The following is a 25302-nucleotide window of genomic DNA, read 5'->3' as shown; positions in this document are numbered from 1 at the left end:
GCCATCGGAGTGCCGAGCGCGTCCCGGGTGCGCATGAGGTCGCGGGCCGGACCCGACGTGCGTCCGTGGCGCGAGCTCGCCGGTGCGCAGGCCGGGTGCGCGGCGTGACCCGCCCCGCCTCGGGCGTTCCGGCGCGCCACAGGGCCCGTTCAGGCGGCGTTCACCCGGTTTCCAGGTCGTGTCACCAGAGTTCGGCGTCGTGCCTACCTCACCCCCGCGTTCCGGCGTGGCGACCGCGTGCGCCGCGGCCCTGACGCTCTCCGCACTGTTCACCGGGGCGGTCGCGGCCCAGCCCGCAGCCGCCGCGACCCCCGTCGGCTACCAGAACGTCCGGATCAACGAGGTCACCTCGTCCGGCAACGACACGGTGGAGCTCTACAACACCGGCCCCTCCGCGGTGAGCCTCAGCGGCTGGAAGACGTCCGACGACAGCTTCTCGCCGCAGGCCTTCACCCCGTCCTCCACCACGATCCCGGCGGGTGGCTTCGTCACCTTCAACTCGCCCAAGGGACTGGGTGACGCGGACAAGCTCGTGCTCCACACCTCCGACGGGACGGTGGTCGACCGCGTCGACTGGGCGACCGACGCGGCCAAGCCGGCCCTCGCGCGGTGCGGGGGCGACGGCACCGGGGCGTGGGTGGTCACCACCGCGGCGACCACCTTCGGCGCCGCCAACGCCCCCGGCTGCCCGTCCTCGGCACCGGCGTCGAGCCGGATACGGATCAACGAGGTCACCTCGAACGGCTCGGACACCGTGGAGCTGTACAACGGCGGCACGAGCGCGGTCGCCCTCGGGTCGTGGAAGTACGTCGACGGCGACACCGCCCACACCCCGGTGTCGCTCGCGTCCTCCTCGCCGAGCGCGACCACCGTCCCCGCGGGCGGGTACGTCACCTTCAACTCCACGCTGGGCCTGGGCGACAACGACTCGCTCTTCCTCCTCGACGCGAGCGGCAGCAGCGTCGACTCGGTGACCTGGGCGACCGACGGAGCCAAGCCGTCGGCCGAGCGGTGCGCCGACGGCACCGGCTGGTTCCGCACGGCGACGACCGCCACGCCCGGCGGCCCCAACTCCTGCTCGGGCAGCGGTGGCGGCGGCGGAGGGGGTCAGACCGGTCAGCTGCTGGGCGGTGGCGGCTCCCTCACCAGCGGCTGCACCCCGGAAGCACCCTCGGGAACGGGATCCGCCCCCGCGGGCACCCTGGCCTGGCCCGGCGGCCTCGACGTCACGATCGCGGACACCGTCTGCGCGTTCACCACGTCCACCGGCCCCGAGGGACGCGACCTCAGCGGTCTGGCCTTCGACCCGGGGAACCCGTCGGTGCTGTGGGCCGTGAAGAACAAGAACTGGCTGTACAAGCTGGTCAGGAGCAACGGCAGATGGGTCCCGGACTCCTCGTGGAGCGCGTCCGGCAAGCAGATCCGCTTCGCGGGCGGCACCGGCCAGCCCGACTCCGAGGGGCTGACGGTCGGCGGCGACGGACACCTGTACGTCACCTCCGAACGCGACAACACCAGCAACACCGCCCCCAAGGACACGATCATGGAGTTTGACCCGTCGGCCACCGGAGCGACGCTGACGCCCCTGCGCCAGTGGGACATGACCGCGCAGTTCCCGCAGCTGGACACGGGCAGCAAGGACGACGCCAACCTCGGCTTCGAGGGCGTCGCCTACGTGCCGGACAGCTGGCTGACCGCGAACGGCTGGGTCGACCCCCGCACCGGTTCCGCCTACGCCCCGGCCCGCTACCCGCTGCACGGCTCGGGCCTGTTCTTCGCCGGCCTGGAGTGGGACGGCACGCTCCACGTCTACGGCCTGAACTCCGACGGCACGTACACGACGTTCGGCACCGTCTCCACGGGCAAGGCCTCCGTGATGGACGTGCTGTTCGACGCCGGCACCCAGCGCATCGTCGCCACCTGCGACAACACCTGCGGTGAGACGCACACCCTCCTGAAGGTCGGCGCCGGCGGCGCGATCGTCCCGGACGCCACCTACACGAACCCGGCCGTCATGCCGACCGACAACCTGGAGGGCTTCGCGCTCGCACCCGTCTCCACCTGCGTCAACGGCGGCAGGGAAGCGGTCTGGAGCGACGACGGCAGCTACGGCTTCGGCTCCGGCACCACCTCCTTCGGCCACGCCCTGTACAGCGGCACCTTCCCCTGCTGACCCGGCGGAGCGGGCACGACGGTCCCCGCCCGGGGGCCGGCGCACGGCGCCGCGGCCCACCCGGCCGCGGCGTCACGTCGCCAGGCCGTGGCGGTAGGCGTACACCACGGCCTGGACGCGGTCGCGCAGCTGGAGCTTGGCCAGGATGCGGGAGACGAAGGTCTTGACGGTCTCCGGGCTGATGACCAGGACCGCGGCGATCTCGCTGTTGGAGAGGCCGTCCGCGATGAGGCGCAGCACCTCCAGCTCCCGGGGGGTGAGCGGGGCGTGGCGGGAGGCGTCCTCGGCGGGCCGGATCCGGGTGGCGTACCGGCCGACGAGCTGGCGCGTCACCTCGGGGTCGAGGAGGGCCGCGCCGCTGGCCACGGTGCGGATGCCGTGCAGCAGCCGGTCCGGGGGCGCGTCCTTCAGGAGGAAGCCGGCGGCACCGGCGCGCAGGGCCTCGTAGACGTACGCGTCGAGGTTGAACGTGGTCAGCACCAGGACCTTGACCGGGTGGGGCACTCCCGCGCCGGCCAGCAGACGGGTGGCCTCCAGGCCGTCGAGGACCGGCATGCGGATGTCCATCAGCACGACGTCCGGGCGTACCTCCCCGGCGAGTCGTACCGCGGTCCGCCCGTCCCCGCACTCACCCGCCACCTCCATGTCGGGCTGGGCGCCGACGATGGTGACCAGCGCGGTGCGGATCAGCATCTGGTCGTCGCAGACCAGGACCCGGACCGGTGCGCTCACGAGGGGCTGCCGGGGATGCGCGCCCGTACCGTGAAGCCGCCGTCCGTGCCGTGCCCGGCGCTGAAGTCGCCGCCCAGGACGTGGACGCGGTCGCGCAGCCCGGCCAGGCCCCGTCCGCCGCCGCCGCCGACGGAGGCGGCGGCACTGCGCGAGCCGGATCCGTCCGTGCTCACCTCCACGGTGATCTCCCTTTCGCCGTGCCGCACCTGGACGGAAGTCCGGCTGCCGTGAGCGTACTTGAGGGCATTGGTCAGCGCTTCCTGCACCACCCGGTAGGCGACGAGGTCGGCGCTGCCGGCCGACACCGCGGGGGTGCCCTCCTCGCGGAAGTCCACCGGCTGCCCGGCATGACGGGTCTGCTCGACGAGGGTGAGGACCCGGCCCACGGCGGGACTCCTGGGCTCCGCGCCGTCCGACACGTCGGTGCCGGTGCCGGTGCCGGTGCCGGTGCCGGGTCCTCCTGTGCCGGGGCTGTCGCCGTCGCCGTCGCTCGTGCCGTGGTCGGGGTTCAGCAGGTCGAGCAGGTGGCGCAGGTCGGCGATCGCGCGGCGGCCGGTGTCGCCGACGGCGGCCAGCGACCGGTCGAGCCGCTCGGGCGCGGCGGTCAGGTACCGGGCGGCCTCGGCCTGGACGACCATCGCGGTCACGTGGTGGGTCACCACGTCGTGCAACTCCCGCGCGATCCGGTTGCGTTCGGCGGCCCGCGTCCGTGCGGCGATCCGCTCCCGGCGCTCGGCCTCGGTGATCCGGGTGGACCGCAGCCACGCCCCGGCTCCCCAGGCCAGCGCCAGCACCAGGAAGAACGTCACGAACTCCTCCGGCGTCTCGCCGCCCGACCCCCGCAGGGAGAGACCGATCGCGAGGGGCACGTACGCGACGGAGAGCAGGACCACGGCGGTGCGGCGGTGGCGCTCCAGGTGGGACCCCGCGCTGATCAGCACCAGGGGCAGCGTGCTGCCCGCGGCCGAGTGGTAACCCCGGAGCTGGTCGAGGGCGAAGCCGCAGCTCACCAGGGCGAGACAGACGAGCGGCCACCGCCGCCGCACCGCCAGCGGCAGGCATTCGAGGCCGAGCACCACGACGGCCAGGGCGTCGAACGGGCGGGTCGGCAGGTCCCCGACCTGCGTCCCGTGGCCGCGCAGTCCCGGCAGGAACGACGCGACCAGGAACAGCAGCCCGAGGGGGAGGTCGCGGACGGTGGCGGGCAGCCGGCGCCACCGTCGGCGGGCCGTCTCGGGGCTCATCACCGGACTCTTCACCGGGCTCTTCACCGGGGGAGTGTAGCCAGCGTGTCGGCCCGCCCCGCCCGCCGCCGCGGGACCACGGTGCCCCGGCGCCGGGCCAGCCCCAGGAAGGCGACCGTCAGCAGCGCGCCGAAGAGCATCGCGTAGACGCTGGCCTCCGGCCCGAACGTGCCGCCCGTGACCAGGGTGGCACCCGAGGTCGAGCTGTCCAGCAGGCCGTGGGTGTCGCCGTTGCCCGAGACCTCGGTGCCGAAGATCCCCGCCTCGGCGAAGTTCCAGCCGAAGTGCAGGCCGATCGGCAGCCACAGGGAGCGGGTGGCGGCGTACGCGGCGCCCAGCATCCCGCCCGCCTCCACGGCGATGGCGACGGCGCCGAGCAGGGTGGCGTCCTCGTTGAGCAGGTGGGCCGCGCCGAACAGCACGCTGGACAGCACGAGGGCGGCGTACGTGCCGAGACGGCGTTCCACCAGGCGGAGGAGCAGGCCCCGGAACATCAGCTCCTCGGTGACGGCGGCGCCGGCCATGAAGCCGGCCAGCGCCACCGCCCCGCCCGTCGACCCGGAGCCGTGCACCTCGTAGTCGCCGAGGAAGGCGATGTTCGCGATGACGCAGCCGAACATCGCGACACCGAGGAGCACCCCGCGCAGGACCGCACTCCGGGCGCCCTCCCGGGCCAGCTCCGCGACCGGCCGCCGCTCGGTGCGCCCCACCACCCACCGGTAGACGGCCACCGAGAGCACGACCGTCAGACCGCCCAGGAGGAGCGACAGCCACGGGTCGCCCTGCACGGCGCCGACGGCCTGACCCCCGGCCGCCCCGACCGCGACCACGGCCAGTACCTGCCACACCAGCTTCACGACGACTCCCTCCCGGCCCCGTCCCCGGTTCCGTGTCCGTCCGCGGCGGGTCCCCGCGGCTGACTGGAACGCTAGGGAAGCGGCGCGGGGGAATCGTCACCTCACGGAGGACACCTTCCCGTAGTCCTCACGGGGGACGGCGCCAGGTGCGGGCCACCGCGGCGCCGCCACATGGACGGCGTCGGACGGGGCACTCGGGTGCCCCGACCGACCGCGACAGCCGAACGGAATGCCAGTTGATGAACGCGCAAGACGCCGAGAAGCTGCTGGACGGGCTCACCGTGGACGCCAGTCGGCGTGAGCAGCCGATCGTGCTGGACGCCGACGGGCGGCCCATCCAGACCTGGAGGGAGAACTACCCGTACGACCACAAGGTGGGACGCAAGGAGTACGAGCGCGCCAAGCGCGTGCTGCAGATAGAGCTGCTGAAGCTCCAGCGCTGGGTCAAGGACACCGGTGCGCGCGTCGTCGTGGTGTGCGAAGGGCGTGACGCGGCCGGCAAGGGCGGCACGATCCAACGGCTCACCGAGCGCCTCAACCCGCGGGGCGCCCGCGTGGTCGCCCTGGACAAGCCCACCGAACGCGAGGCCGGGCAGTGGTACTTCCAGCGCTACGTCGGCCAGCTGCCGACGGCCGGGGAGATCGTGTTCTTCGACCGCTCCTGGTACAACCGGGCCGGTGTGGAGCGGGTGATGGGCTTCTGCTCCGACGAGGAGTACGAGCTGTTCCTCGACCAGTGCCCGACGTTCGAGCGGATGCTGGTCGACAGCGGCGTCCTGCTGGTGAAGTTCTGGTTCTCGGTGTCCCGCTCCGAGCAGCGCACCCGCTTCGCGATCCGGCAGGTCGACCCGGTGCGCCAGTGGAAGCTCTCGCCGACCGACCTGGCGTCCCTGGACCTCTGGGACGCCTACACCGAGGCCAAGGTCAACATGTTCCGCGCCACGGACACCCCGCACGCCCCGTGGACCGTGGTCAAGAGCAACGACAAGCGGCGGGCCCGGCTGGAGACCATGCGCAGCCTGCTGGCGCGCATCGACTACGCGAGCAAGGACCCCGAGGCGGTGGGCACGCCCGACCCGCTCGTCGTCGGCGCGGCCGACACCCTCCTGGAGCCGGGCGAGGAGGACACCCAGCTGTCCCCCACGCCGCTGTCGCCCGGCGTCGGCGTCCCCGGCAAACACCCCGGCCAGGACTGACCCCCTCACGTCAGGGCCCACCCGTCGGGGTGGGCCCTGACGCATGTGTGCCGCGGTGACTCCTCGTGCCGTCCCGGCCCGCACATACCGGGCCGCACCGGGGGCGTCGGCCCTCTCTCTTGGCATGCGCACGTCTTGACCCCCCTGGTCCAGACCATTAGCGTCTGAACCCCAAATTCCGCTCCCTCGCGCCCAGTTGCGCCACCCGACTGCCCCGCACTCGAGGAGATGCGAGCACATGACCCCCCACACCACCCCCCACACCAGCCCCCGCACCCCACGCGGCCGCCGGCCGGCGATCCGGACGGTCCTCGCCGGCGTCGTCACCGCCGTGCTGGCCGCGCTGCTCACCGCTGTGCCCGCGCACGCCGCCACCGGTGCCGTCACCGGCCTGGCCGGCAAGTGCGTCGACGTGGCCGGCGCCAACAGCGCCAACGGCACCGCCGTCCAGCTCTACGACTGCAACGGCACCGGAGCCCAGGCGTGGTCCAGCCCGGGCGACGGCACCCTGCGCGCCCTCGGCAAGTGCCTGGACGTCGTCGACCGGTCCACCGCCGACGGCGCCGCCGTCCAACTGTGGGACTGTTCCGGTGGATCCAACCAGCAGTGGGTGGTCACCGCCGCCCACGACATCGTCAACCCGGCCGCGAACAAGTGCCTCGACGTGCGCGACAACACCAGCGCCAACGGCACCCGCCTGCAGATCTGGACCTGCACGGGCGCGGCCAACCAGAAGTGGAACGCCCCCGCGAGCGGCGGCGGCACCGGCAACACCTCGGGCTTCGTCGTGAGCGAGGCCCAGTTCAACCAGATGTTCCCGAACCGGAACTCCTTCTACACCTACAGCGGGCTGACCGCCGCCCTGTCCGCCTACCCCGGCTTCGCCACCACCGGCTCCGACACGGTCAGGAAGCAGGAGGCGGCGGCGTTCCTCGCCAACGTCAACCACGAGACCGGCGGGCTGGTGTACGTCGTCGAGCAGAACACGGCCAACTACCCGACGTACTGCGACTGGAGCCGGCCCTACGGCTGCCCGGCCGGACAGGCCGCCTACTACGGCCGCGGCCCGATCCAGCTGTCCTGGAACTTCAACTACAAGGCGGCCGGCGACGCCCTGGGCATCGACCTGCTCAACAACCCCTGGCTGGTGCAGAACGACTCCTCCGTCGCCTGGCGGACCGGCCTGTGGTACTGGAACACCCAGACCGGGCCCGGCACCATGACCCCGCACAACGCCATGGTCACCGGCGCGGGCTTCGGCCAGACCATCCGCTCCATCAACGGCTCCCTGGAGTGCGACGGCCGCAACCCGGCCCAGGTCCAGAGCCGCGTCGACGCCTACCAGCGCTTCACCCAGATCCTCGGTGTGAGCCCCGGCGCCAACCTGTACTGCTGACCGCCCGCACCGGACCGGCGCGCCACGACCCGCTCAGCGCGCCAGCAGGTCCACCAGGCCGGTGAGGCCCTCGGCGCCGCCGCCCCCGTCCAGGCGGCGGCGCATCAGCTCGAAGAAGGGCCGCAGCAACTCCGTACCGACACCCTGCTGTTCGGCCGTGCGCAGGAAGGTGGGCGTGCCCGCCACCTGCATGGCGAGGGTCGAGACCACGTCCTGGGTGTGGTCGCCGCTGCGCAGCCGCTCCGCGGTGTCGTGGACCGACGGGGTCATGGCCACGAGCCAGTCGGCGAGCAGCGGGGCGAACGCGACGGGGTCGACGTCCTCGTGGCGGACCAGGGCGAAGGCGTGGGTGATGCCGGCGAACATGCCGTACATGGCGCTGAGCAGGGCCACGTCGTGCAGGGCGGCGAAGCCCGGGTCCTCGCCGACGTACGTGGGGCCGGCCGCGACGGCCAGGGTCGGCCCGTGCCGGTCCAGCAGCTCGCGTGATCCGCTGTAGAGGACGTGCAGACGACGACCAGGGAGTTCGCCGCGACGGCCCGCGCGGCGGTGTCCGCGACCGTCGCGCCCTCGGCGGCGAGGGCCTCGGCCCGGGCCGGGGTGCGGTTCCAGACGGTCACGGGGTGCCCGGCGGCGAGCCAGGCTCGGGCCAGCGCGGTGCCCATCGCGCCGAGGCCCAGCAGCGAGAGGGGAGTCCTGTCGGGGGAGTGGTGTGTCATGCCGATTAGGCTGCTGGCACGTCCGGTGGTGATCAAGTACGCACTTCGCGGTGGGTGGTTACCCCGGGGTGAGCGAGCACGTCGGGAGGGTGGGGGATGGCGACGCTGAACCGGCCGGGTGCGGCCGGGGGACACGTCTGCGGGATCGACGCGGCGATGGAGGTGATCGGCGGCAAGTGGAAGGTGCTGATCCTCTGGGCACTCCACGAGCACCCCGGCCGGCGCTTCGGCGCGCTGCGCCGCCTGCTCCCGGGCATCACCGAGAAGGTGCTGGCCTCCCACCTGCGCGAGCTGGAGGCGGACGGCGTGGTGCGGCGCGTCTCCTACGACGAGGTGCCGCCGCGCGTCGAGTACTCGCTGACCGAGGACGGCCTGCGCCTCAACGACGCACTGGGGCCCCTGGCCGCCTGGGGCCGCGAGCGGCCGGCCGCCCGCGGCGCCCAGGACACGCCCGGCTGAGGCCGGGGGCCGGACGCGACCCCCGAGTCCTCGCTCAGGCGCCCGCCACCTCCTCCGCCACGGGCCGGGGCCGGCGTCTCGCCTGGCGGGCGGGGTCCGGGACGGGCAGGGCGGCGACCAGGCGGCGGGTGTAGGGATCGCTCGGACTGCCCAGCACCTGCCCGGTGGGTCCTTCCTCGGCGATGCGTCCCCGGTGCAGGACGACCACCCGGTCCGCGACCTGCTCGACCACGGCCAGGTCGTGGCTGACGAACAGCGCGGCGAAGCCCAGCTCCCGCTGCAGCGAGGTGAACAGGTCCAGCACCTTGGCCTGGACGGACACGTCCAGCGCCGAGGTCGGCTCGTCCGCGACGAGCAGCTCCGGCCGCAGCGCGAGCGCCCGGGCGAGTCCGGCGCGCTGGCGCTGCCCGCCGCTGAGCTCGTGCGGGTAGCGGTCGGCGTAGGAGCGGGGCAGGTGCACGGCGTCCAGCAGCTCGGCCGTCCGCGCGCGGACGTCGCGCGCGCTCAGCTCGCGCCGGTGCACGACGAGCGGTTCGGCGATGCTCACGCCGATCGTCAGCAGGGGGTCGAAGCTGGTGGCCGGGTCCTGGAAGACGTACCCGATCCGCCCGGCCGCCTTCCGGCCGCTCCGCCCGGCCGCCCTGCTCCCGTGGGCCGGCGGCTCGCCGAACACCTCCAGGCGGCCGCCCGTCACCCGGGTCAGCCCGGCGACGGCCCGCCCGATGGTGGTCTTGCCGCTGCCGCTCTCACCGACCAGCCCGAGGACCTCACCCGGCCCGATCTCGAAGCTGACCCCGTCGACCGCCCGGAACCCCTTGCCGCGCAGCCGGCCGGGGTAGTCGACGGTCAGCCCGCGGGCCCGTACGACGGGTGCGTCCACGGGGCGTCCGGGCGCGGGGACCGGCGGCGTACGGCCACCGCTGCCGTACTGCGGTACGGCGGCCAGCAGTTCGCGGGTGTACGGGTGCTGCGGCGCCGCGAACAGCCGGTGCACCGGCGCCTGTTCCACCACCGTGCCGGCGCGCATCACCGCGACCCGGTCGGCGAGGTCGGCGACGACGCCCATGTTGTGGGTGATGAGCAGCACCGCGGTGCCGAAGTCGGTGCGGCAGCGGTGCAGCAGGTCCAGGATCTCCGCCTGGACCGTGACGTCCAGCGCGGTGGTGGGTTCGTCGGCGACCAGGAGCCGGGTGCCGAGAGCGAGGGCCATGGCGATGACGGCGCGCTGCTTCTGGCCGCCGGACAGCTGGTGGGGGTAGTGGTCGACGCGGGTGGCGGGGTCGGGGATGCCCACCTTCTCGAGCCACTCCACGGCGAGGGCCCGCCGCTCGGCTCCGCTGCCGCCGCGGCCGTGGGCCCGCAGCCCCTCGGTGAGCTGCCAGCCGATCGTGAAGACGGGGTTCAGCGCGGTGGAGGGCTCCTGGAACACCAGGGCGGCGTGGGTCCCGCGCAGCGCCCGCAGCCGGGCCGGGGACGCGGTGAGCACGTCCTCGCCGGGCTCGGCGGTGCCGTCGCCGAGCAGGACACGGCCGCGCGCGGTGGCCGTACCGGGCAGCAGGCCGAGCACCGAGCGGGCGGTGACGGTCTTGCCGCTGCCGCTCTCGCCGACCAGGGCCAGCACCTCGCCCGGTGCCACGGACAGGCTGACGCCGCTCACGGCGGGTGCCGGTCCGGCGTCGGTGGCGAAGCCGACGTGCAGGTCCTCGATGCGCAGCAGGTCAGTCATCGTCCCCGCCCTTCTCCGTCTTCTCCGTGGCGGGGGCCGGTGCGCCCGTACGGCGCCGCAGCCGCGGGTCGGCCAGGTCGGTCAGGCTCTCGCCGAGCAGCGTCGTGCCCAGCACGGTGAGGACGATGCCCAGGCCGGGCGGCACGGCCGTCCACCAGATGCCCGACGTGACGTCCGCGACCGAGCGGTTGAGGTCGTAGCCCCACTCCGCGGCCGAGTTGGGCTCGATGCCGAAGCCCAGGAAGCCGAGCCCCGCCAGGGTGAGGATGGCCTCCGACGCGTTGATCGTGAAGATCAGCGGGAGCGTGCGCACCGAGTTGCGCAGCACGTGCCGGGTCATGATGCGCCACGGACCGGCGCCGATCACCCGGGCCGCGTCGACGAACGGTTCGGCCTTCACCCGGATCACCTCGGCCCGCACCACCCGGAAGTACTGCGGCACGAAGGACACCGCGACCGAGCAGGCGGCCGCGCCGAGTCCGCCGACCGGACTGGAGCGGCCGCCGCTGATCACGAGGGACATGACGATGGCGAGCAGCAGCGGGGGGAACGCGTACAGGGCGTCCGCCAGCCCCACCAGCAGCCGGTCCAGCCGGCCCCCGAGGTAGCCGGAGGCCAGGCCGAGCACGGTGCCCGGCACCACCGACAGCAGCAGCGCGGCCAGGATGATCAGCAGCGCCGTGCGGGCGCCCCAGACCGTGCGGGACAGCACGTCGTACCCGGCGATGGTCGTGCCCAGCGGATGGGCCGCGCCCGGGTGCTGCTGGGAACCGAACAGGCCGTGCCCGTGCTGGAGTTGGGCGTAGCCGTGCGGGGCGAGCAGGGGCCCCAGCGCGGCGGTGAGCACGAACAGCGCCGTCAGGGCCGCACCCGTGAGCAGCAGGGCCCGCTGCACCCCCGCGCCCGTCCGCAGGCGCAGCGGCAGCCGTCGTACGAGAACCAGCGCCATGACGTCAGTACCTCACTCGCGGGTCGATCAGCGCGGCGACGACGTCGACGAGGAAGTTCGTCACCGCCACGACCACGGCGAACAGGGCCACTATCCCCTGCACCGCCGGGAAGTCACGCACCGTCAGGTAGTGGGCCAGCTGGTAGCCGAGGCCCTTCCACTCGAACGTCGTCTCGGTCAGCACCGCCCCGCCGAGGAGCCCGGCGACCTGGAGCCCCAGCACGGTGACGACGGGGATCAGCGCGGGGCGCGCCGCGTGGTGGGTGACCAGGCGCAGCGGGGCCACGCCCCGGGACCGGGCGGCCTCGACGTAGTCGGCGGACAGCGTGCCGATCAGGTTGGTGCGCACCAACCGGAGCAGCACGCCCGCCACGAGCAGGCCGAGGGCCACGCCCGGCAGGACGGCGTGGCGCAGCACGTCCCCCACGGCCGTGCCGTCACCGCTGCGCAGCGCGTCGATCAGGTACACGCCGGTGGTGCTGCTCTGGTCCTGCAGGAACAGCTGGACGTCCGTGCTCGCCCGGCCGGACGAGGGCAGCCAGCCGAGCCGGATCGCGAAGACCAGCTTCAGCAGCAGGCCCACGAAGAACACGGGCGTGGCGTAGGTCAGGATCGCGAACAGGCGCAGCCCCGCGTCGGGTGCCCGGTCCCGGTGGGCGGCCGCCACCATGCCGAGCGGCACCCCGACGAGCAGGGCCACCAGCAGGGCGTAGCAGGCGAGTTCGGCCGTCGCGGCGCCGTAGGTGCCGAGGACGTGGGTCACCGGCTGGTTGTCGGTGACCGTGCGGCCGAAGTCGCCGGTGGCCAGCCCCCGCAGGTAGTCGAGGTACTGGGTGAGCAACGGCCGGTCGTAGCCCGCCTGGTGGAGCTTGGCGTGGAGCTGGTCCGGGGTGAGGCGGCCGCCGAAGGCCGCGGTGATCGGGTCACCGGTCAGCCGCATCAGGAAGAAGACCAGGCTGACCAGGACCAGCACGGTCGGGACGATGAGGAGGAAGCGGACCACCAGGTATGGGACGAGCCCCTGCCCGGTGGGGCCGCCGTCGTCCGGGTCGGCGGCGGCCCCGGGGACCTCGTGGGTCAGCGTGGTCACTTCTTGGCCAGTCCGGCCCAGCGGAACTGGTACGTGCTGTCCAGCTCCGCCGGCACGCCCACGACGTCGGTGCGGGTGACGATGGCGGTGGAGCCCTGCAGCAGCGGCAGCAGCGGTACCTGCGCGGCCGCCTTGTCCTGTGCCTCCTTCAGCAGCGCGGTGCGCTTCGCGGCGTCGGTCTCGGTCTCCTCCCGCTGGATCAGGGCGCGCACGGCGGGGTCGGCGTAGCCGTTGGCGACCCAGCTGCTGGCCGCGTAGAACGGCGAGAGGTAGTTGTCCGCGTCGAGGTAGTCGGCGTACCAGCCGAGCTGGTACAGCGGGTAGAGGTGCTTGACGCGGTCCTTGCCGTACTGGGTCCACTCGGTGGACTGCAGGTTCACCTTGAACAGCCCGGTCGCCTCGAGCTGGGTCTTGACCAGCGCGTACTCGTCGGCCGACGAGGAGCCGTAGTGGTCGCTGTTGTACTGGAGGTTGAGCGTCACCGGCGTGCTCACCCCCGCCGCCTTCAGCCGGGCCGCCGCCGCGGCCCTGTCGGGACCGCCCTTCCGGTCGCCGTACAGCGACTTGAACGAGGGGGTGGCGCCGGTGAGGCCGTCGGGCACCGAGGTGTAGAGCGGCTGGTAGGTGTTCTTGTAGACCTGCTGGGCGAGTTGGGCCCGGTCGACGGAGTCGGCGACGGCCTGGCGCACGGCGAGCGCCTTGCGCGGGTCGGCGTTCTTGGTCTTCGTGCCGTACGGCTGGGTGGTGAAGTCGAAGACGATGTAGCGGATGCCGTTGCCGGAGCCCGTGTGGACCTTCACGCCCTGCTGCTTGCCGAGGTCGTCCAGGTCGGCGGTGGTGAGCGTCCGGTAGACGGCGTCGATGGTGCCCTGCTGGACGTCCAGCTTGAGGTTGCCGGCGTCGGTGTAGTACTTCAGCTGGATGTTCTTGGTCCTCGGGGTGCCCAGCCGGCCCCCGTAGCGCGTGTTCGCGGTGAAGGACACCAGCGAGTTCTTGTCGTAACTCCTGATGCCGTACGGCCCGTTCCACGGCTTCGCGGCGACGATCGCCTTGTCGTCGAGGACGCGGTCCGCGGGGAACACCTGCTCGTCCACGACATAGCCGGCGGCCGTGGACAGCACCTGCGGGAACAGCGTGTCGTTCGCGGACTTCAGGGTGAAGACGACCGTGGCCGGGTCCGGGGCGGCGACCGAGGCGAGGTTGTACAGCAGCGACGACGGGCCGTTCTCGTCGGCGATCTTCAGGGTGCGGTCGAAGGTGAACTTGACGTCGGACGACGTGAGGTCGTGCCCGTTGGCGAACGTCAGGCCCTTCCGGACTGTCACCGTGTACTGCTTGGGCCCGGTCAGCTCGATCCCGCTCGCCAGGTCGGGGGAGACGTCCGCGGAGCCGTTCTTCTGGCTGAGCAGGGTGGCGTAGACCTCGCTCTCGATCGTGCCGGAGCCCGCGTCCCAGGCGCCGGCCGGGTCGAGGCTGGTGACCTGGTCGGTCGTCCCGACGGTGATCGACGGGCCGGAGCCCGCGGTGCCGCCGTCCTTGCTGCTGGTGCAGCCGGTCAGCGTGACGAGGACGGCCGTGCCGAGGGCGAGCGCGCCGAGGCCGGACCACGGGCGTCTGTACGGCGCCGGGCCGCTGGGGAGTGTCATCAGGAGTCTCTGCTTCCGTGCCGGGACACGCGGGGCCGCCACGGCGCGCGGCGGACCGCGGCGCGCGGGGGACGCGTGCGAAGAAGGGGGGGAGAAGAGGCGAGCGCTCGACGGGCCGACGGCCCGCCGGGGTGTTACCAGGTCAGCCGTGACACAGACAGCTGGAGACCCGCAGCAGGTCGACGTGACAGCGGGAGAACAGCACGAGGGTCGTCACCACGCCGTCCTCCCGGGTGCGTCGGCCGACGCGCGGCCGATGCCGGCGCGTGCGGAAAAGCGGACAAGGGGCTCCTCGGCTGATCGCCGGCCCTTGGTTCGCGCCGACCGTAGATCGGCGGTTCTCGCGCAGTCAAGGGCGTGCGTCGTCACTCCGCGGGCAACACCAGGGCCTGCGCGGACAGTTGGCCGGAAGCTTCATGTGCCTGCAATGATCCTCCGCGGTTCTGCCTGGTAGACATGAGGACGTGCGGTCGTGGAGCGGCCGGAAACCGCCCGGCGCTCACGAGGCGCACCACCGCGACCCCCTCGCGCACGCACCCGATCCCCCCACGCCGCCCTTCTTCCCTCAGCGACAAGGAACGGCCATGCCTACCCACTCCTCCTCCAGACCCCGTCTGCTCCGCGGCCTGACCGCGGCCACCGCCCTCACCACGCTCGCCACCGGGCTGGCCGCCTGCGGCGGTGACAGTGACGCCGCCACCCGGACGGGCGACGCCGCTTCCGGGAGTGTGACGATCGGCCGGCTCTCGAACGGCGCCGCCACGGAGACCACCCTCAAGGTGTCCGAGGTGAAGTCGATCAGTGCCGAGCTGCCCGCCGACGTCAAGAAGAGCGGCAAGCTGGTGATCGGCCACGGCGTCCTGCCGTCCGGCTCCGCCCCGCTGGAGTTCATCGGGGAGGACCAGAAGACCCTCACCGGCTCCGAGGCCGACATCGGCCGGCTGGTCGCCGCGGTCCTCGGACTGGAGCCGGTGAGCCGCAACTTCACCTGGGACAACCTGTTCGTGGGGATCGACAGCGGCAAGGTGGACGTGGGCTTCTCCAACATCACCGACACCGAGGAGCGCAAGCGCAAGTACGAGTTCGCCTCCTACCGGCAGGACAACCTCGCCTTCGAGGTGCTCAAGTCCAACGCCTGGAAGTTCGACGGCAACTACGAGAACCTGGCCGGCCGGACCGTCGAGGTCGGCTCCGGCACCAACCAGGAGCGCATCCTGCTGGAGTGGCAGAAGAAGCTCAAGGGCGAGGGCAAGAAGCTCACCATCAAGCACTACCCGGACAACAACGCCGTCCACCTGGCGCTCAGCAGCGGCGAGATCGACGCCCACTTCGGCCCCAACCCCACCATCTCCTACCACATCACCCAGACCGCGAAGTCGCCCAAGCCCACGGCCAACGCGGGCACCTTCTCCGGCGCCGGCGAGTCGCTCCAGGGCCTGATCGCGGCCACTGTCAAGAAGGGCAGCGGCCTGGCCGAGCCGGTGGCGGACGCGATCAACTACCTGATCAAGAACGGGCAGTACGCCAAGTGGCTGGCGACCTGGCACCTCTCCAACGAGGCCGTCACCAAGGCCGAGGTCAACCCGCCCGGACTGCCGCTCGACGACGCCTGACCCGTCGCCCCCGATGACGCCACCGGACCCCTCCGCCGCGACCGACCTCCGCCCGGCCCCGACCGCCGGCCGGAGGCGGGTCGCGGTGGCCGGCGCCCTGATCGCCGCGTTCGGCGGCTTCGCGAGCTTCAACCTGACGCTCTCCGCGCTGCCCGCGTACGCCGTCCGCTCCGGCGCCGGACCGTCGGGCGCCGGAGCGCTCACCGCGACACTGATGGCGGCGACCCTGGTCGTCCAGCCCGTCACCCCGTGGCTCTTCGCCCGGCTCGGGCGCCGGCACTCCCTCGCCCTGAGCGGCGCGCTGTTCGGGCTGCCCTGCCTGCCCCTGCCGGCCGTCTCCGCGCTGTGGGCGCTGACCGGTCTGGCGGCGCTGCGCGGTCTGGGTTTCGGCGTCTTCGTCGTCGCGGGGGTCACCTTCACCGCCGAACTGTTCCCGCCGGGCGCCCGGGGCAGGGCCATCGGCTGGTACGGCGCGGTGGGCGGGGCCGCCGGCGTGCTGGGGGCACCGGCGGGCATCGCCCTGGCCCGGGAGGGGGCCTACCCGCTCGTGTTCACCCTGGCCGCGCTCACGGCCGGGCTGGTCGTGGCCGGCGCGTTCTGCTTCCCCCGCACCGCGCCGGCCCCCGTGGCCACTTCGGGATCCGGCGACCGGGGGAGCCCACGGGCCACGCGTCGCGCCCTGCGCCCCATGGCCGGCCCCCTGCTGGTGGAGGCCGCCTCCACCATGGCGTACGGCGTCGTCTTCACCTTCCTGCCACTGACCGCCCCGGCCGCGCCCGGGGCGCTGCTCGCGGCGCAGCTGTCCCTCGTGCCCTCCCGGCTCGGCGCCGGATGGCTCGTCGACCGCTACGGCGGCCGCCGGGTGCTGGGCCCCGCCGTACTGGTCACCGCGCTCGGCACCGCCGCCGGCGCCGCCTCCCACCAGCCGGCCGTGCTACTGGCCGGAACCGCCCTGTTCGGAGCTGGGTTCGGCGCGATCCAGAGCGCCACGCTGGTCCTCGCCCTGCACGCCGCGGGCGACCACCCCGCCGGGCTCGGACTCGCCGGGGTCGCCTGGAACATCGCGTTCGACGGTGGCACCGGCGCGGGCTCGCTCCTGGGCGGCCCGCTGCTCGCCCTCGGCGGCCCGCCCGCCCTCTTCCCGGCCACGGCCGCCGTCCTGGCCGTATTCCTCCCCCTCTCGCTGCGCTCGGCACGGCCACCGGAAGCAGGGAAATCCGGCGCTCCCCCCGACGGGTGAAGTGCGGCGCATTTCCCCGTGGATTCGGCCGCCATAAGGCTCGTGGACAACTGCACGCCACCGCCGCCCAGTTGCTAGTGTGGGGCCATGCGGATAGGCGTGAATGTTCCCAACTTCGGTCCGGGCGCCACCCCGGACAACCTGGCCCGCTGGGCCGAGACGTCGGAGGGTCTGGGTTTCGACCTGTTGATGCTCTCCGATCATGTGGCGATCACATCGGATGTGGCGAAACAATATCCGGCCCCCTTTTACGAACCCGTCACCACACTGGCCTGGCTGGCCGGGATCACGACCCGGATCCACCTGGGCACGACGGTGCTCATCGCGCCCTACCGGCACCCCCTGCTGGTCGCCCGCATGGCGGCCAACCTGCACCAACTCAGCGGCGGGCGGCTGGTCGTGGGCGTCGGGGTCGGCTGGGCACGCGAGGAGTTCGCGGCGCTGGACGTCCCGTTCAACCGGCGCGGCGCGCTCACCGACGAACTCCTGCGGACCCTGCGGACCGCATGGGCCGACGAGGCCGACTACGGCAGCGGCCGGATTCCGATCTGGGTCGGCGGAAACAGTGACGCCGCAATACGGCGGGCCGTTCGTTTCGGTTCTCCCTGGCACCCCCTGCGGTTCACCATGTCGTGGTTCCGGGAAGCGCTGCCGCGGCTGCGGAATATCGCGGACGAACTCGAACTGCCCGTTCCCGAGTTGGCCCCGCGCATCTATCTCCAGCTGACCGAAAAACCGATCGACGACCCCGACCGGCGGGCCGGCGAAGGAACCCTCGAGCAGGTTCTCGAGGACATCGAGGAACTGCGCCGGGCCGGTGCGGAGACCGTGCTGCTCGACCCGTACCACGGTGACCCCGAAGAGACCCTGCGACCCGAGGCGGCGTGGCAGGCCCTGGCCACCGTGGCCGCACACCGGCCGTAGCCGACCCCCCCCACAGAGAGACGGAGTGACAGTGGCCCCCAACGACCACGACCCTTCCCGGCCCGGCACCGTCGACGAGGCCGAGCTGCCCTACCTGCGCCGCTGCATCGAGCTGGCCGCGGAGGCGGTGGACGCCGGCGACTGGCCGTTCGGCTCGGTGCTCGTCGACGCCGACGGCAAGATCCTCGCCGAGGACCGCAACCGCGAGTCCACCACGGGCGACCCGACCCGGCACCCCGAGTTCGAACTGGTCCGCTGGGCCGTGACCCACCTGGGCCCCGAGGAGCGGGCCACCGCGACGGTGTACACCTCGGGCGAGCACTGCCCGATGTGCGCGGCCGCCCACGGCTGGGCCGGGCTCGGCCGCATCGTGTACGCCAGCTCGTCCCAGCAGGCCCGGGACTGGAAGGCCGAGTGGGGCGTCCCCGTGACCTCCCCGCTGGCCCCGCTGGCCGTCCAGGACGTCGTCCCCGGCCAGGAAGTGGCGGGCCCGGTGCCCGAACTCGCCGAGCAGGTGCGCGAGTTGCAGTGGCGCTTCCGGCAGAGGAACAGCGCGGGCGACTGACCGCGGCACGCCCAACGGGGCCTGGCGGCGCGATCGCTGCCAGGCCCCGTTCGTTCGCCGTCGGCCGGCCCGTCGGGCCGTGTCGCCGGTCGGCGGGTCAGACCATGAACTGGTCGTACTTCGCCATGTGCTCCTGGAGCTCCTCCAGGCTGGGGTTGCGCCCGTTGGCCGTCAGGCGCCCCAGACCGCGGAAGTAGTCCTCGCGGTTGTAGATCGGGTAGAACATGATCAGCAGCGTGGCGTCCTCGTTGCCCCGGTTGGTGAAACCGTGCGGCTCGCCCTTGGGCACGTAGGCGAACGCGCCGGGCTCACCCACCACCTTGCGGTCACCGATGGTGAACTCGATCTCGCCCTTCACCACGTAGAACATCTCGGTGGACTGCTTGTGGATGTGCGGGCTGGCACCGCTCGCCTCCGGCGCCATGTGGTGCTCGAAGAAGCCGAACTCGCCGTCGGAGTCCGCCGTGGTGAGCTTGAGGTACGTCCTCTTGGTGTCGCGGATGTTGACGAACTCGCCTTCGCCCGACGGAACGTACAGCGGAACGGACATGTCTCTCCTCAGATGGTTGATCACACAGTGCCGACACGGTCGAGCGGCCGGCGGTTCAGGGGTGGTTACGTGGCCTCGGCCAGGGTCGGGTCCGGCTGGGGCCTGCTGTCGGCCCGGGCCTGCGCCCAGCGGCCGATGGCCGGCGCGGCGAGGCCGCAGACGGCGAACAGCGCGGCCAGGACGACCCAGCCCGAGGTCCCGGTCGTGACGACCAGGCTGACCAGGACCGGCGCCGCGATCTGCTGGATGGCCACGCCGAGCCAGAAGACCGAGAGGTAGACGCCCTCCTGGCCGGGCGCGGCCAGCAGGTAGGAGCCGCCCCAGCCGCCGGCGGACTGGAACAGCTCGCCGCCGGTCAGCGCGACCATCGCCAGCAGCAGCACGCCGACGGCCAGGACCACCGGCAGTTTCGGCGCCGCGACGAGCAGCAGGCAGCACAGCGCGAGCGAGATGCCCGCCCATACCAGGGCCCGGGCGGCACCCGCGATGGTGTCGGTCCCGCGGCTCGCCCGCACCTGGAGGGCGACCGCGAGCACGGTGTTGACCGCCACCAGCGGCGAGATCAGCGCCGAGGAGACGTCGGTGTGCTTGACGATCCACAGCGGGATGCCGATGCTCAGCAGCGTCATGTGCATGGTGAGCACGGCGTTGATCCCGGTGAACGACAGGAACGACCCGTCCCGCAGCACGCTGACCGAGAAGCGCCGGCGCAGGCTCTTCGCCGGGGCGCTGAGCACCGGCAGCCGCGCGGCCAGGCTCGCAAGGACCGCGAAGGAGGCGGCGTTGACCAGCAGGATCGCGCTGTACCCGGCGCGGGTGTCGATCAGCAGGCCGATCCCGCCGAGCAGGGCGCCCACCGTGAAGCCGACGTTGCGCAGCGACCGGAGGATGGCGACGACCCTGACCCGGTCCTCGGTCGCCGTGACCTGTCCGACCAGGGCCTGCTCCATCGGGGCCGCCGCCTTGTCGACCAGGCCGAGCAGGCACACCACGGTCAGGAACTGCCACAGGTTCTGCACGAACGGGTAGAGCACGAAGCAGGCGCAGCGCCACAGGCTGACCCCGACCAGCACCTTCTTCGGCCCGATCCGGTCCGCGAGGACGCCGATCGGGATGGCCGTGGCGAGGGCGACGGCGGCGGACAGCGTCAGGCCGAGGCCGAGGTTGCCCTCCGACAGGTGGACCGAGCGGGTGATGAACGGCACGGACACGGCCAGGAAGGCGCCCGTGCCGACCGCGTCGATCATCGCCATCACGGCCAGCCGCAGACCGACCGAGCCTCCCGGCATGGAGCCGCGCCACCCGCGGACGCGTTGCCACACAGCAGACATGTCGATCCTCAATCGGTAGCGATGCGGATGGCGGCGTCCGCGTCCAGGACGCGCCGGCGGGTGGTGTCCGCGTCCGGTCCGGTCGCGATGACGTGGCCGGCCCGGTCCCAGGACGACGCCCAGGGGCGCACCTCCTGGCCGGCCTCGACGTCCACCTCCGCGACGTGCACGCCCGGCAGCCGCTGCGCCTCTTCCAGGCCGGTGATCCCGGTGACGGTGCCCGGCTCGGCGGCCAGGAACCGGATCGCCGAGGTCCGCTCGGCGGAGCGGGGCAGCGTGACCGGACGGCCGGCGAGCAGGTCGATGAGGGTCAGCCGGACGCGGGTGCCGTAGGCCAGGTCGATGAGGTCGACCAGGTAGTCACCGGGGCAGCGGCCGGCGCACTCGACCAGCGTCGGGCCCTCGTCGGTCAGGATCCACTCGGCGTGCAGGATGCCCGTGCCGAAGCCGGTGGCGGCGACCAGTTTCCGGATCGCCGTGCCGAACGCCTCCTGGGTGGCGGGGTCGAGCGGAGCGGGCAGCAGGTGGCCCTGCTCCACCGGGTACGGCCCCGGCACGACGGTCTTGGCGGTGACGTTCTCGAAGACCACCTCGCCCTCGCGCACCAGCGCCTCGACGCTGAACTCCGGTCCGCGCAGCCGCTCCTCGGCGAGGAAGCGCCAGGTCAGCTCCCGGTCGGGGACCTGCTCGTACTCGGCGGCCGACGAGGTCCGCTCCCAGGCCTCGGCCGCGGTGGCCTCGTCGACCGAGTCCAGCAGCTGCACGCCCACGCTCGCCTGCCGGTTCGCCGGCTTGACCACCACCGGGCCGCCGTCGGCGAACTCCAGGATGTCCGCGGGCCCGTGCACCTCGCGCCAGCGCGGGTTGCGGACGCCGCCGGCCCCGGAGACCTCGCGCAGCCGCACCTTGTCGCGCAGCGCCTGAGCGGCCGCCTCGGTCGCCCCGGGCAGTCCCAGCTTCTCGGCGAGCGCGGCCGTGGCGGGTACCGCGTACTCCAGACCGGGGACGACGGCGGCCACCGGGCGCGTGGCCGTCAGCTCGGCGGCCAGGTCGAGGGCCCCGGCCGACTGCTGGTAGCTCGCGGGGACGATCCGGTCCAGGCAGTCGAACCGGTCGGCGGCGTCGTGCAGTTCACGCTTGCGGATGATGTCGGGTTCTTCGATCACCACGACGGACCCGCTGGGGACGCTCCCGTCGATGGCGCGCAGGTAGGCCGCGTTGTAGCCGACGAACACCACCTGTGCGTCGCTGGCGGGGCTGGTCATGGCGATCTCCTGGTGGGTGTGGACCACTGCATGGTCACTGCCTTTCTTCGAACGTGGGGGGACTCGTGACCGACGGCGTTCATACGGGCGTCCCGAGCACCGAGGTGCGGCCGTCCGCCCGGACGGGCGTGCCGTCGATGACGACCTCGAGGGCGGCGAGCACCTCCGCGGAGCGGGCCCGGGCCTCCTCGGCGGTGGCGCCCGAGACGATGACGTGCCCGTGCCGGCTCTTGGAGTCGCGGACCTCCGGGACCGTGTCACCCTCACTCAGCCGCAGGCTCAGCTCGTCGACGTGGGGGAGCGCGGCGATCGTCTCCAGGCCCCGGATCTCGCCGATGCGGCCGGGCGGGAAGGTGAAGAACCGCACGATCGCCGTCGCCGTCGCCCCGGAGAGCGCCACCGGCCGGTCCGCGAGGGCGGTGAAGATCGCCTGCTCGATGTCCAGTCCGGTGGCCAGCTCGACGAGCCGCGGGATGCGGTCACCGCCGAGACGGGCCTGCGACTCGACGATCCGCGGGCCGCGCTCGGTCCATATGACCTCGGTGTGGGCCGGCCCGAACCGATAGCCGCACGCCGTGAGGAGCTCGGTGGTGAGGTCCTCCACGGCCCGCCGGCGGTCCTCGGGGAGCGGCGCCGGGTGGACGTGCCCGACCTCCACGAACAGCGGCGGCGGGCCCAGCAGCTTCTCGGTGATGCCGACGACCTGGTGGTGGCCGTCCCGGCTCAGCGTCTCCACGCTGTACTCGGGACCCCGCAGGTACTCCTCGACCAGGAACGGCCCGTCGTAGCCGTACGCGTCTACGAGCGCCGTCCACGTCGCCCGGTCCTGCGGCTCCTGCCACAGGAACACGCCCCGGCTGCCGGCGAGCGCGGCCGGCTTGACGACGGCGGGGCAGCCGATCCGCTCGACCGCGCCCGGCACCTCCCGCCGGGTCGGCGCCGCCTCGAAGGACACCGGGGACAGCCCGCGCCGGGCGAGCAGGTCACGCATCGCGTGCTTGTCGGCGAGGAAGCGGATCGCCTCGGCCGGGTTGAGCTCGGCGTGCAGTTCCTCGGCCACCTCGTGGGCGGTGACCATCGTTTCCTCCCGGCCGATGTGGTAGATCACCGTGGCCCGGTGCTCGCGGGCCACCTCGCGCAGGGTGCGGCGCAGCGCGTCCGGGTCCTGGAAGTCGGTCTCCACGTACAGGTCGGCCAGGGCGCGGACGTCGTCGAGGTAGGCGGGCGACTCCAGCCGGGGGTCCCAGACCGCGCCGACCCAGAACCCCTCGGCCTGGGCCTTGCGCACGAACTGGCGGTACGGCATCACCATCAGCAGGCGCGGCCGGCCGTCGGCGGGTGCGGGTGTCGTCACCGGGCACCGCCCGCCCCGGCGGCCACGGCGCCGGCCGGCCCGGCCTCGGCCTCGCGGCCCAGCACGCTGAGGTAGCGCTCGCCGGTGTCGGGCAACAGGGTCACGATGCGCCGGCCCCGGTACTCCGGGCGGGCCGCCAGGACGCCGGCCGCGTGGACGACGGCACCCGCCGAGACCCCGACCAGCAGACCGGCGCGCGCCGCGAGCCGCCGGGTGGTGTCCAGGGCGTCCTCGTCGGAGACCGCGATCACCTCGTCGATGAGGTGGCGTTCGGTGGTGGGCGCGATGAAGCCGCCGTTGAAGCCCGGGATGGAGTGCGTCCCCGGCTCGCCGCCGGACAGCAGCGGCGAGCCGGCCGGCTCCACCGCCACGATCCGCACCGCCGGGTGCGCCTCGCGCAGGTAGCGTCCGGCGCCGCTGAGCGTCCCGCCGGTGCCCACCCCGGCCACGAACACGTCGATCCGCCCGTCGGCGTCGCTCCAGATCTCCGGGCCGGTCGTCTCGTAGTGGGCGCGGGTGTTGTCCGGGTTGTCGTGCTGGCAGCAGAACCAGGACCCGGGGGTCTGCCGGTGCAGCTCCTCCGCCTTGTCGACGGCCGCCTGGTAGCCGCCCGTGTGCGGGGTCCGTACGACCTCGGCGCCGAGGGAGCGCAGGATGGCCACCCGCTCCTGGGTGGCGTTGTCCGGCAGCACGATGACGCAGCGGTAGCCGCGCGCCGCGGCCAGCGCGGCCAGCGAGATGCCGGTGTTGCCCGAGGTCGCCTCGATCACGGTGCCGTCGCCCGGGGTGAGCAGCCCGCGCTCCTCGGCGCCGCGCAGCATCGACAGCGCGGCCCGGTCCTTGCTGCTGGACCAGGGGTTGAACAGCTCCAGCTTGGCCAGCACCTCGGCGTCGTCCGGGGCCCCGTCCACGACGCGGTGCACCGGCAGCCGCAGCAGTGGGGTGCCCCCGATCAGGTCGGCCAGGGAGTCCGCGACCGGGCGCCGTACGACGGGCTCGGTGCGGATGCTGATCTCCTGCGCGGCGGCCTCCGCGGTGCGCGCCGCGAGCTCGGCGGTGTCGGCCACCACGAGCACGTGCCCGGCGCGGTCGCCGTTGCGGCGCAACTCCCGTATCACGGAGCCCTGCTTGGGCTTGACGACCACTTCCTCGACGCCGGGCAGCGCGGCGGCCCGTTCCCGGCCGCCGACCGACACGACCCGGCCGGGCGGTGCGGTCAGGTAACGGATGGCGGCGCCGCCGACCGGCTTCTCGGGCAGGACGCGGGCGGGCAGGGGCTGCCCCAGGTACTGCCGGGCCACCAGCTCCAGGGACTTGATGCCCAGGGCCCGGTCGACCAGGTAGGTGATCTTGCCCCCGGCGGGCCGGGGGTTGATCTCGATGAGCTTGGGCCCGCCCGGCGTCACCTTGATCTCGACGTGCGCCATGCCCAGGTCGAACCCGACCGCGCGCAGCGCCTCGACGGCCAGGTCGCCGCAGGCGCGGACCACCGGCTCGGGCAGGCTGGAGGGGAAGGTGTGGGCCAGCTCCACGAAGTAGCCCTGGCCGACGACCGACTTGTCGGTGACGCCGAAGACCTCGTAGCGGTCGCCGTCGGCCAGCACCTCCACGCTGACCTCGGGGCCGCTCAGGTACTCCTCGACCATCAGCTCGTGGTAGCGCGCCTGACCGCGGGTGTTCTCCCTGCGGGACTGGATCAGCGCGACGTGTTCGGCGGCCTGCGCCGCGGTGTCGACCAGCCGCACGTCCGCGCTGCTGGTCTCGTCGGCCGGCTTGACCACGCAGGGCAGTCCGATCTCGGCCGCGGCCGCCTCCGCCTCGGCGGCGTCGCGCACGGTGCGGAACGCCGGTATGGCGACGCCCAGTTCGGCGCAGCGCCGGCGCATCAGCGCCTTGTTGCGCGCGGTCGCGACACCGTCGACGCTGACCGTGGGGAGCCCGAGGTGGACCGCCACCTGGGCGGCCACCACCACGTCGTACTCGGCGAGGGTGAGGAACGCGTCGAAGGGGTGCTCCGCCCCGGCCGCGTGCACGTGCGGCAGGAGCTCCTCGTAGATGTTCGTCTCGCAGTGGACGATCTCGTCGACGTACTGCTCGAAGTAGGCGGGTCCGCCGGGCACGGCCAGGTAGCGGTCCAGGTCGCGGGTGAAGAAGGTGACGCGGCAGTCGAGTTCCTTGATGATCTGCAGGCCCTCGAAGCCGGATCCGGAGAGATTGCTCTCCACGACTCCGACGTGAATCATGTGTGCCTCCGATGGCTGCCGACGCGTGGT

Annotated in this window: 20 protein-coding genes and 2 pseudogenes; 8 read left to right on the top strand and 14 right to left on the bottom strand. The window is 73.0% G+C overall.

Going from position 1 to position 25302, the window contains the following annotated elements; translation table 11 throughout:
- The first annotated feature begins 199 nt into the window (after positions 1 to 199).
- Positions 200 to 2173, top strand: a complete 1974-nt coding sequence (locus AQJ30_RS37280) for a lamin tail domain-containing protein (protein WP_079084291.1) — start codon at positions 200 to 202, stop codon at positions 2171 to 2173.
- Positions 2174 to 2245: 72 nt separating this feature from the next.
- On the opposite strand, the gene AQJ30_RS25205 is transcribed toward AQJ30_RS37280, so the two are convergent.
- Genes AQJ30_RS25205 through AQJ30_RS25195 form a run of 3 tightly spaced genes read right to left on the bottom strand, consistent with a single transcriptional unit; the run spans position 2246 to position 5006 of the window.
- The gene (locus tag AQJ30_RS25205) at positions 2246 to 2905 is read right to left on the bottom strand and encodes a response regulator (protein ID WP_067238311.1); all 660 of its coding nucleotides are present in this window, start codon (positions 2903 to 2905) and stop codon (positions 2246 to 2248) included.
- Entirely contained in the window at positions 2902 to 4149 is a 1248-nt protein-coding gene (locus AQJ30_RS25200) for a sensor histidine kinase (protein WP_067238308.1), read from the bottom strand. Before AQJ30_RS25200 ends, AQJ30_RS25205 begins: the two co-directional genes overlap by 4 nt.
- Before the next feature lie 23 nt (positions 4150 to 4172).
- On the bottom strand, positions 4173 to 5006 hold the full coding sequence (locus tag AQJ30_RS25195) for a CPBP family intramembrane glutamic endopeptidase (RefSeq protein ID WP_067238306.1): 834 nt from the start codon (positions 5004 to 5006) through the stop codon (positions 4173 to 4175).
- A 239-nt stretch (positions 5007 to 5245) separates the two neighbouring features.
- Here AQJ30_RS25195 and ppk2 point away from each other — a divergent pair, with 239 nt between their 5' ends.
- A complete protein-coding gene (gene ppk2 / locus AQJ30_RS25190) occupies positions 5246 to 6202 on the top strand; it encodes a polyphosphate kinase 2 (protein ID WP_079084290.1) in 957 nt (318 codons plus the stop codon).
- A 238-nt stretch (positions 6203 to 6440) separates the two neighbouring features.
- Positions 6441 to 7598 carry a chitinase gene (locus AQJ30_RS25185; protein WP_079084289.1) on the top strand — a complete coding sequence of 386 codons (1158 nt, stop codon included), beginning with the start codon at positions 6441 to 6443 and terminating at the stop codon, positions 7596 to 7598.
- A gap of 33 nt (positions 7599 to 7631) precedes the next feature.
- Here the strand turns inward: AQJ30_RS25185 and AQJ30_RS25180 are convergent.
- A pseudogene (locus tag AQJ30_RS25180) lies at positions 7632 to 8317 on the bottom strand (imine reductase family protein).
- 96 nt (positions 8318 to 8413) lie between these two features.
- Between AQJ30_RS25180 and AQJ30_RS25175 the strand changes: the two are divergent.
- Positions 8414 to 8776, top strand: a complete 363-nt coding sequence (locus AQJ30_RS25175; protein ID WP_067238300.1) for a winged helix-turn-helix transcriptional regulator — start codon at positions 8414 to 8416, stop codon at positions 8774 to 8776.
- 34 nt (positions 8777 to 8810) lie between these two features.
- Here the strand turns inward: AQJ30_RS25175 and AQJ30_RS25170 are convergent, their stop codons facing one another.
- Genes AQJ30_RS25170 through AQJ30_RS25155 form a run of 4 tightly spaced genes read right to left on the bottom strand, consistent with a single transcriptional unit; the run spans position 8811 to position 14187 of the window.
- Complete coding sequence (locus AQJ30_RS25170) at positions 8811 to 10502, bottom strand: ABC transporter ATP-binding protein (protein WP_067238298.1); 1692 nt, start codon at positions 10500 to 10502, stop codon at positions 8811 to 8813.
- On the bottom strand, positions 10495 to 11451 hold the full coding sequence (locus AQJ30_RS25165) for an ABC transporter permease (RefSeq protein WP_067238296.1): 957 nt from the start codon (positions 11449 to 11451) through the stop codon (positions 10495 to 10497). The genes AQJ30_RS25170 and AQJ30_RS25165 overlap by 8 nt, the downstream gene beginning before the upstream one ends.
- Positions 11452 to 11455: 4 nt before the next feature.
- Entirely contained in the window at positions 11456 to 12541 is a 1086-nt protein-coding gene (locus tag AQJ30_RS25160; protein WP_067238294.1) for an ABC transporter permease, read from the bottom strand.
- On the bottom strand, positions 12538 to 14187 hold the full coding sequence (locus AQJ30_RS25155) for an ABC transporter substrate-binding protein (protein WP_067238291.1): 1650 nt from the start codon (positions 14185 to 14187) through the stop codon (positions 12538 to 12540). The genes AQJ30_RS25160 and AQJ30_RS25155 overlap by 4 nt, the downstream gene beginning before the upstream one ends.
- A gap of 584 nt (positions 14188 to 14771) precedes the next feature.
- Between AQJ30_RS25155 and AQJ30_RS25150 the strand changes: the two genes are divergently transcribed.
- From AQJ30_RS25150 to AQJ30_RS25135, 4 genes are all read left to right on the top strand, one after another.
- On the top strand, positions 14772 to 15800 hold the full coding sequence (locus AQJ30_RS25150; RefSeq protein ID WP_067238289.1) for a transporter substrate-binding domain-containing protein: 1029 nt from the start codon (positions 14772 to 14774) through the stop codon (positions 15798 to 15800).
- 13 nt (positions 15801 to 15813) lie between these two features.
- Complete coding sequence (locus tag AQJ30_RS25145) at positions 15814 to 17040, top strand: MFS transporter (RefSeq protein ID WP_067238288.1); 1227 nt, start codon at positions 15814 to 15816, stop codon at positions 17038 to 17040.
- A gap of 87 nt (positions 17041 to 17127) precedes the next feature.
- Positions 17128 to 17964 carry an LLM class flavin-dependent oxidoreductase gene (locus tag AQJ30_RS25140; RefSeq protein ID WP_067238286.1) on the top strand — a complete coding sequence of 279 codons (837 nt, stop codon included), beginning with the start codon at positions 17128 to 17130 and terminating at the stop codon, positions 17962 to 17964.
- 31 nt (positions 17965 to 17995) lie between these two features.
- Complete coding sequence (locus AQJ30_RS25135) at positions 17996 to 18529, top strand: nucleoside deaminase (protein WP_067238281.1); 534 nt, start codon at positions 17996 to 17998, stop codon at positions 18527 to 18529.
- Between the two features lie 97 nt (positions 18530 to 18626).
- Here AQJ30_RS25135 and AQJ30_RS25130 read toward each other — a convergent pair whose 3' ends face one another.
- The 6 genes and pseudogenes from AQJ30_RS25130 to AQJ30_RS39520 form a co-directional block, all read right to left on the bottom strand.
- Positions 18627 to 19079: a cupin domain-containing protein gene (locus tag AQJ30_RS25130; RefSeq protein WP_067238279.1), complete on the bottom strand. Its 453-nt coding sequence runs from the start codon at positions 19077 to 19079 to the stop codon at positions 18627 to 18629.
- A gap of 65 nt (positions 19080 to 19144) precedes the next feature.
- Positions 19145 to 20410: an MFS transporter gene (locus tag AQJ30_RS25125; protein WP_079084288.1), complete on the bottom strand. Its 1266-nt coding sequence runs from the start codon at positions 20408 to 20410 to the stop codon at positions 19145 to 19147.
- Between the two features lie 8 nt (positions 20411 to 20418).
- Complete coding sequence (locus AQJ30_RS25120; protein ID WP_067238674.1) at positions 20419 to 21675, bottom strand: ATP-grasp domain-containing protein; 1257 nt, start codon at positions 21673 to 21675, stop codon at positions 20419 to 20421.
- 79 nt (positions 21676 to 21754) lie between these two features.
- The gene (locus AQJ30_RS25115; protein ID WP_079084286.1) at positions 21755 to 23029 is read right to left on the bottom strand and encodes an ATP-grasp domain-containing protein; all 1275 of its coding nucleotides are present in this window, start codon (positions 23027 to 23029) and stop codon (positions 21755 to 21757) included.
- Positions 23026 to 24330 (bottom strand): cysteine synthase, encoded by a 1305-nt coding sequence (locus AQJ30_RS39525; RefSeq protein ID WP_425424171.1) that lies wholly within the window; start codon positions 24328 to 24330, stop codon positions 23026 to 23028. Before AQJ30_RS39525 ends, AQJ30_RS25115 begins: the two co-directional genes overlap by 4 nt.
- Positions 24304 to 25272, bottom strand: a pseudogene (locus AQJ30_RS39520) (ATP-grasp domain-containing protein); the annotation flags it as partial. The gene AQJ30_RS39525 and the pseudogene AQJ30_RS39520, both read right to left, overlap by 27 nt.
- Positions 25273 to 25302 lie beyond the last annotated feature (30 nt).

Origin of the sequence: Streptomyces longwoodensis, assembly GCF_001514125.1 — a bacterium.
GTDB classification, from domain to species: Bacteria; Actinomycetota; Actinomycetes; order Streptomycetales; family Streptomycetaceae; genus Streptomyces; species Streptomyces longwoodensis.
Note: the sequence above shows the minus strand (reverse complement) of the source record. Positions and strands in the feature narration are given on the sequence as shown.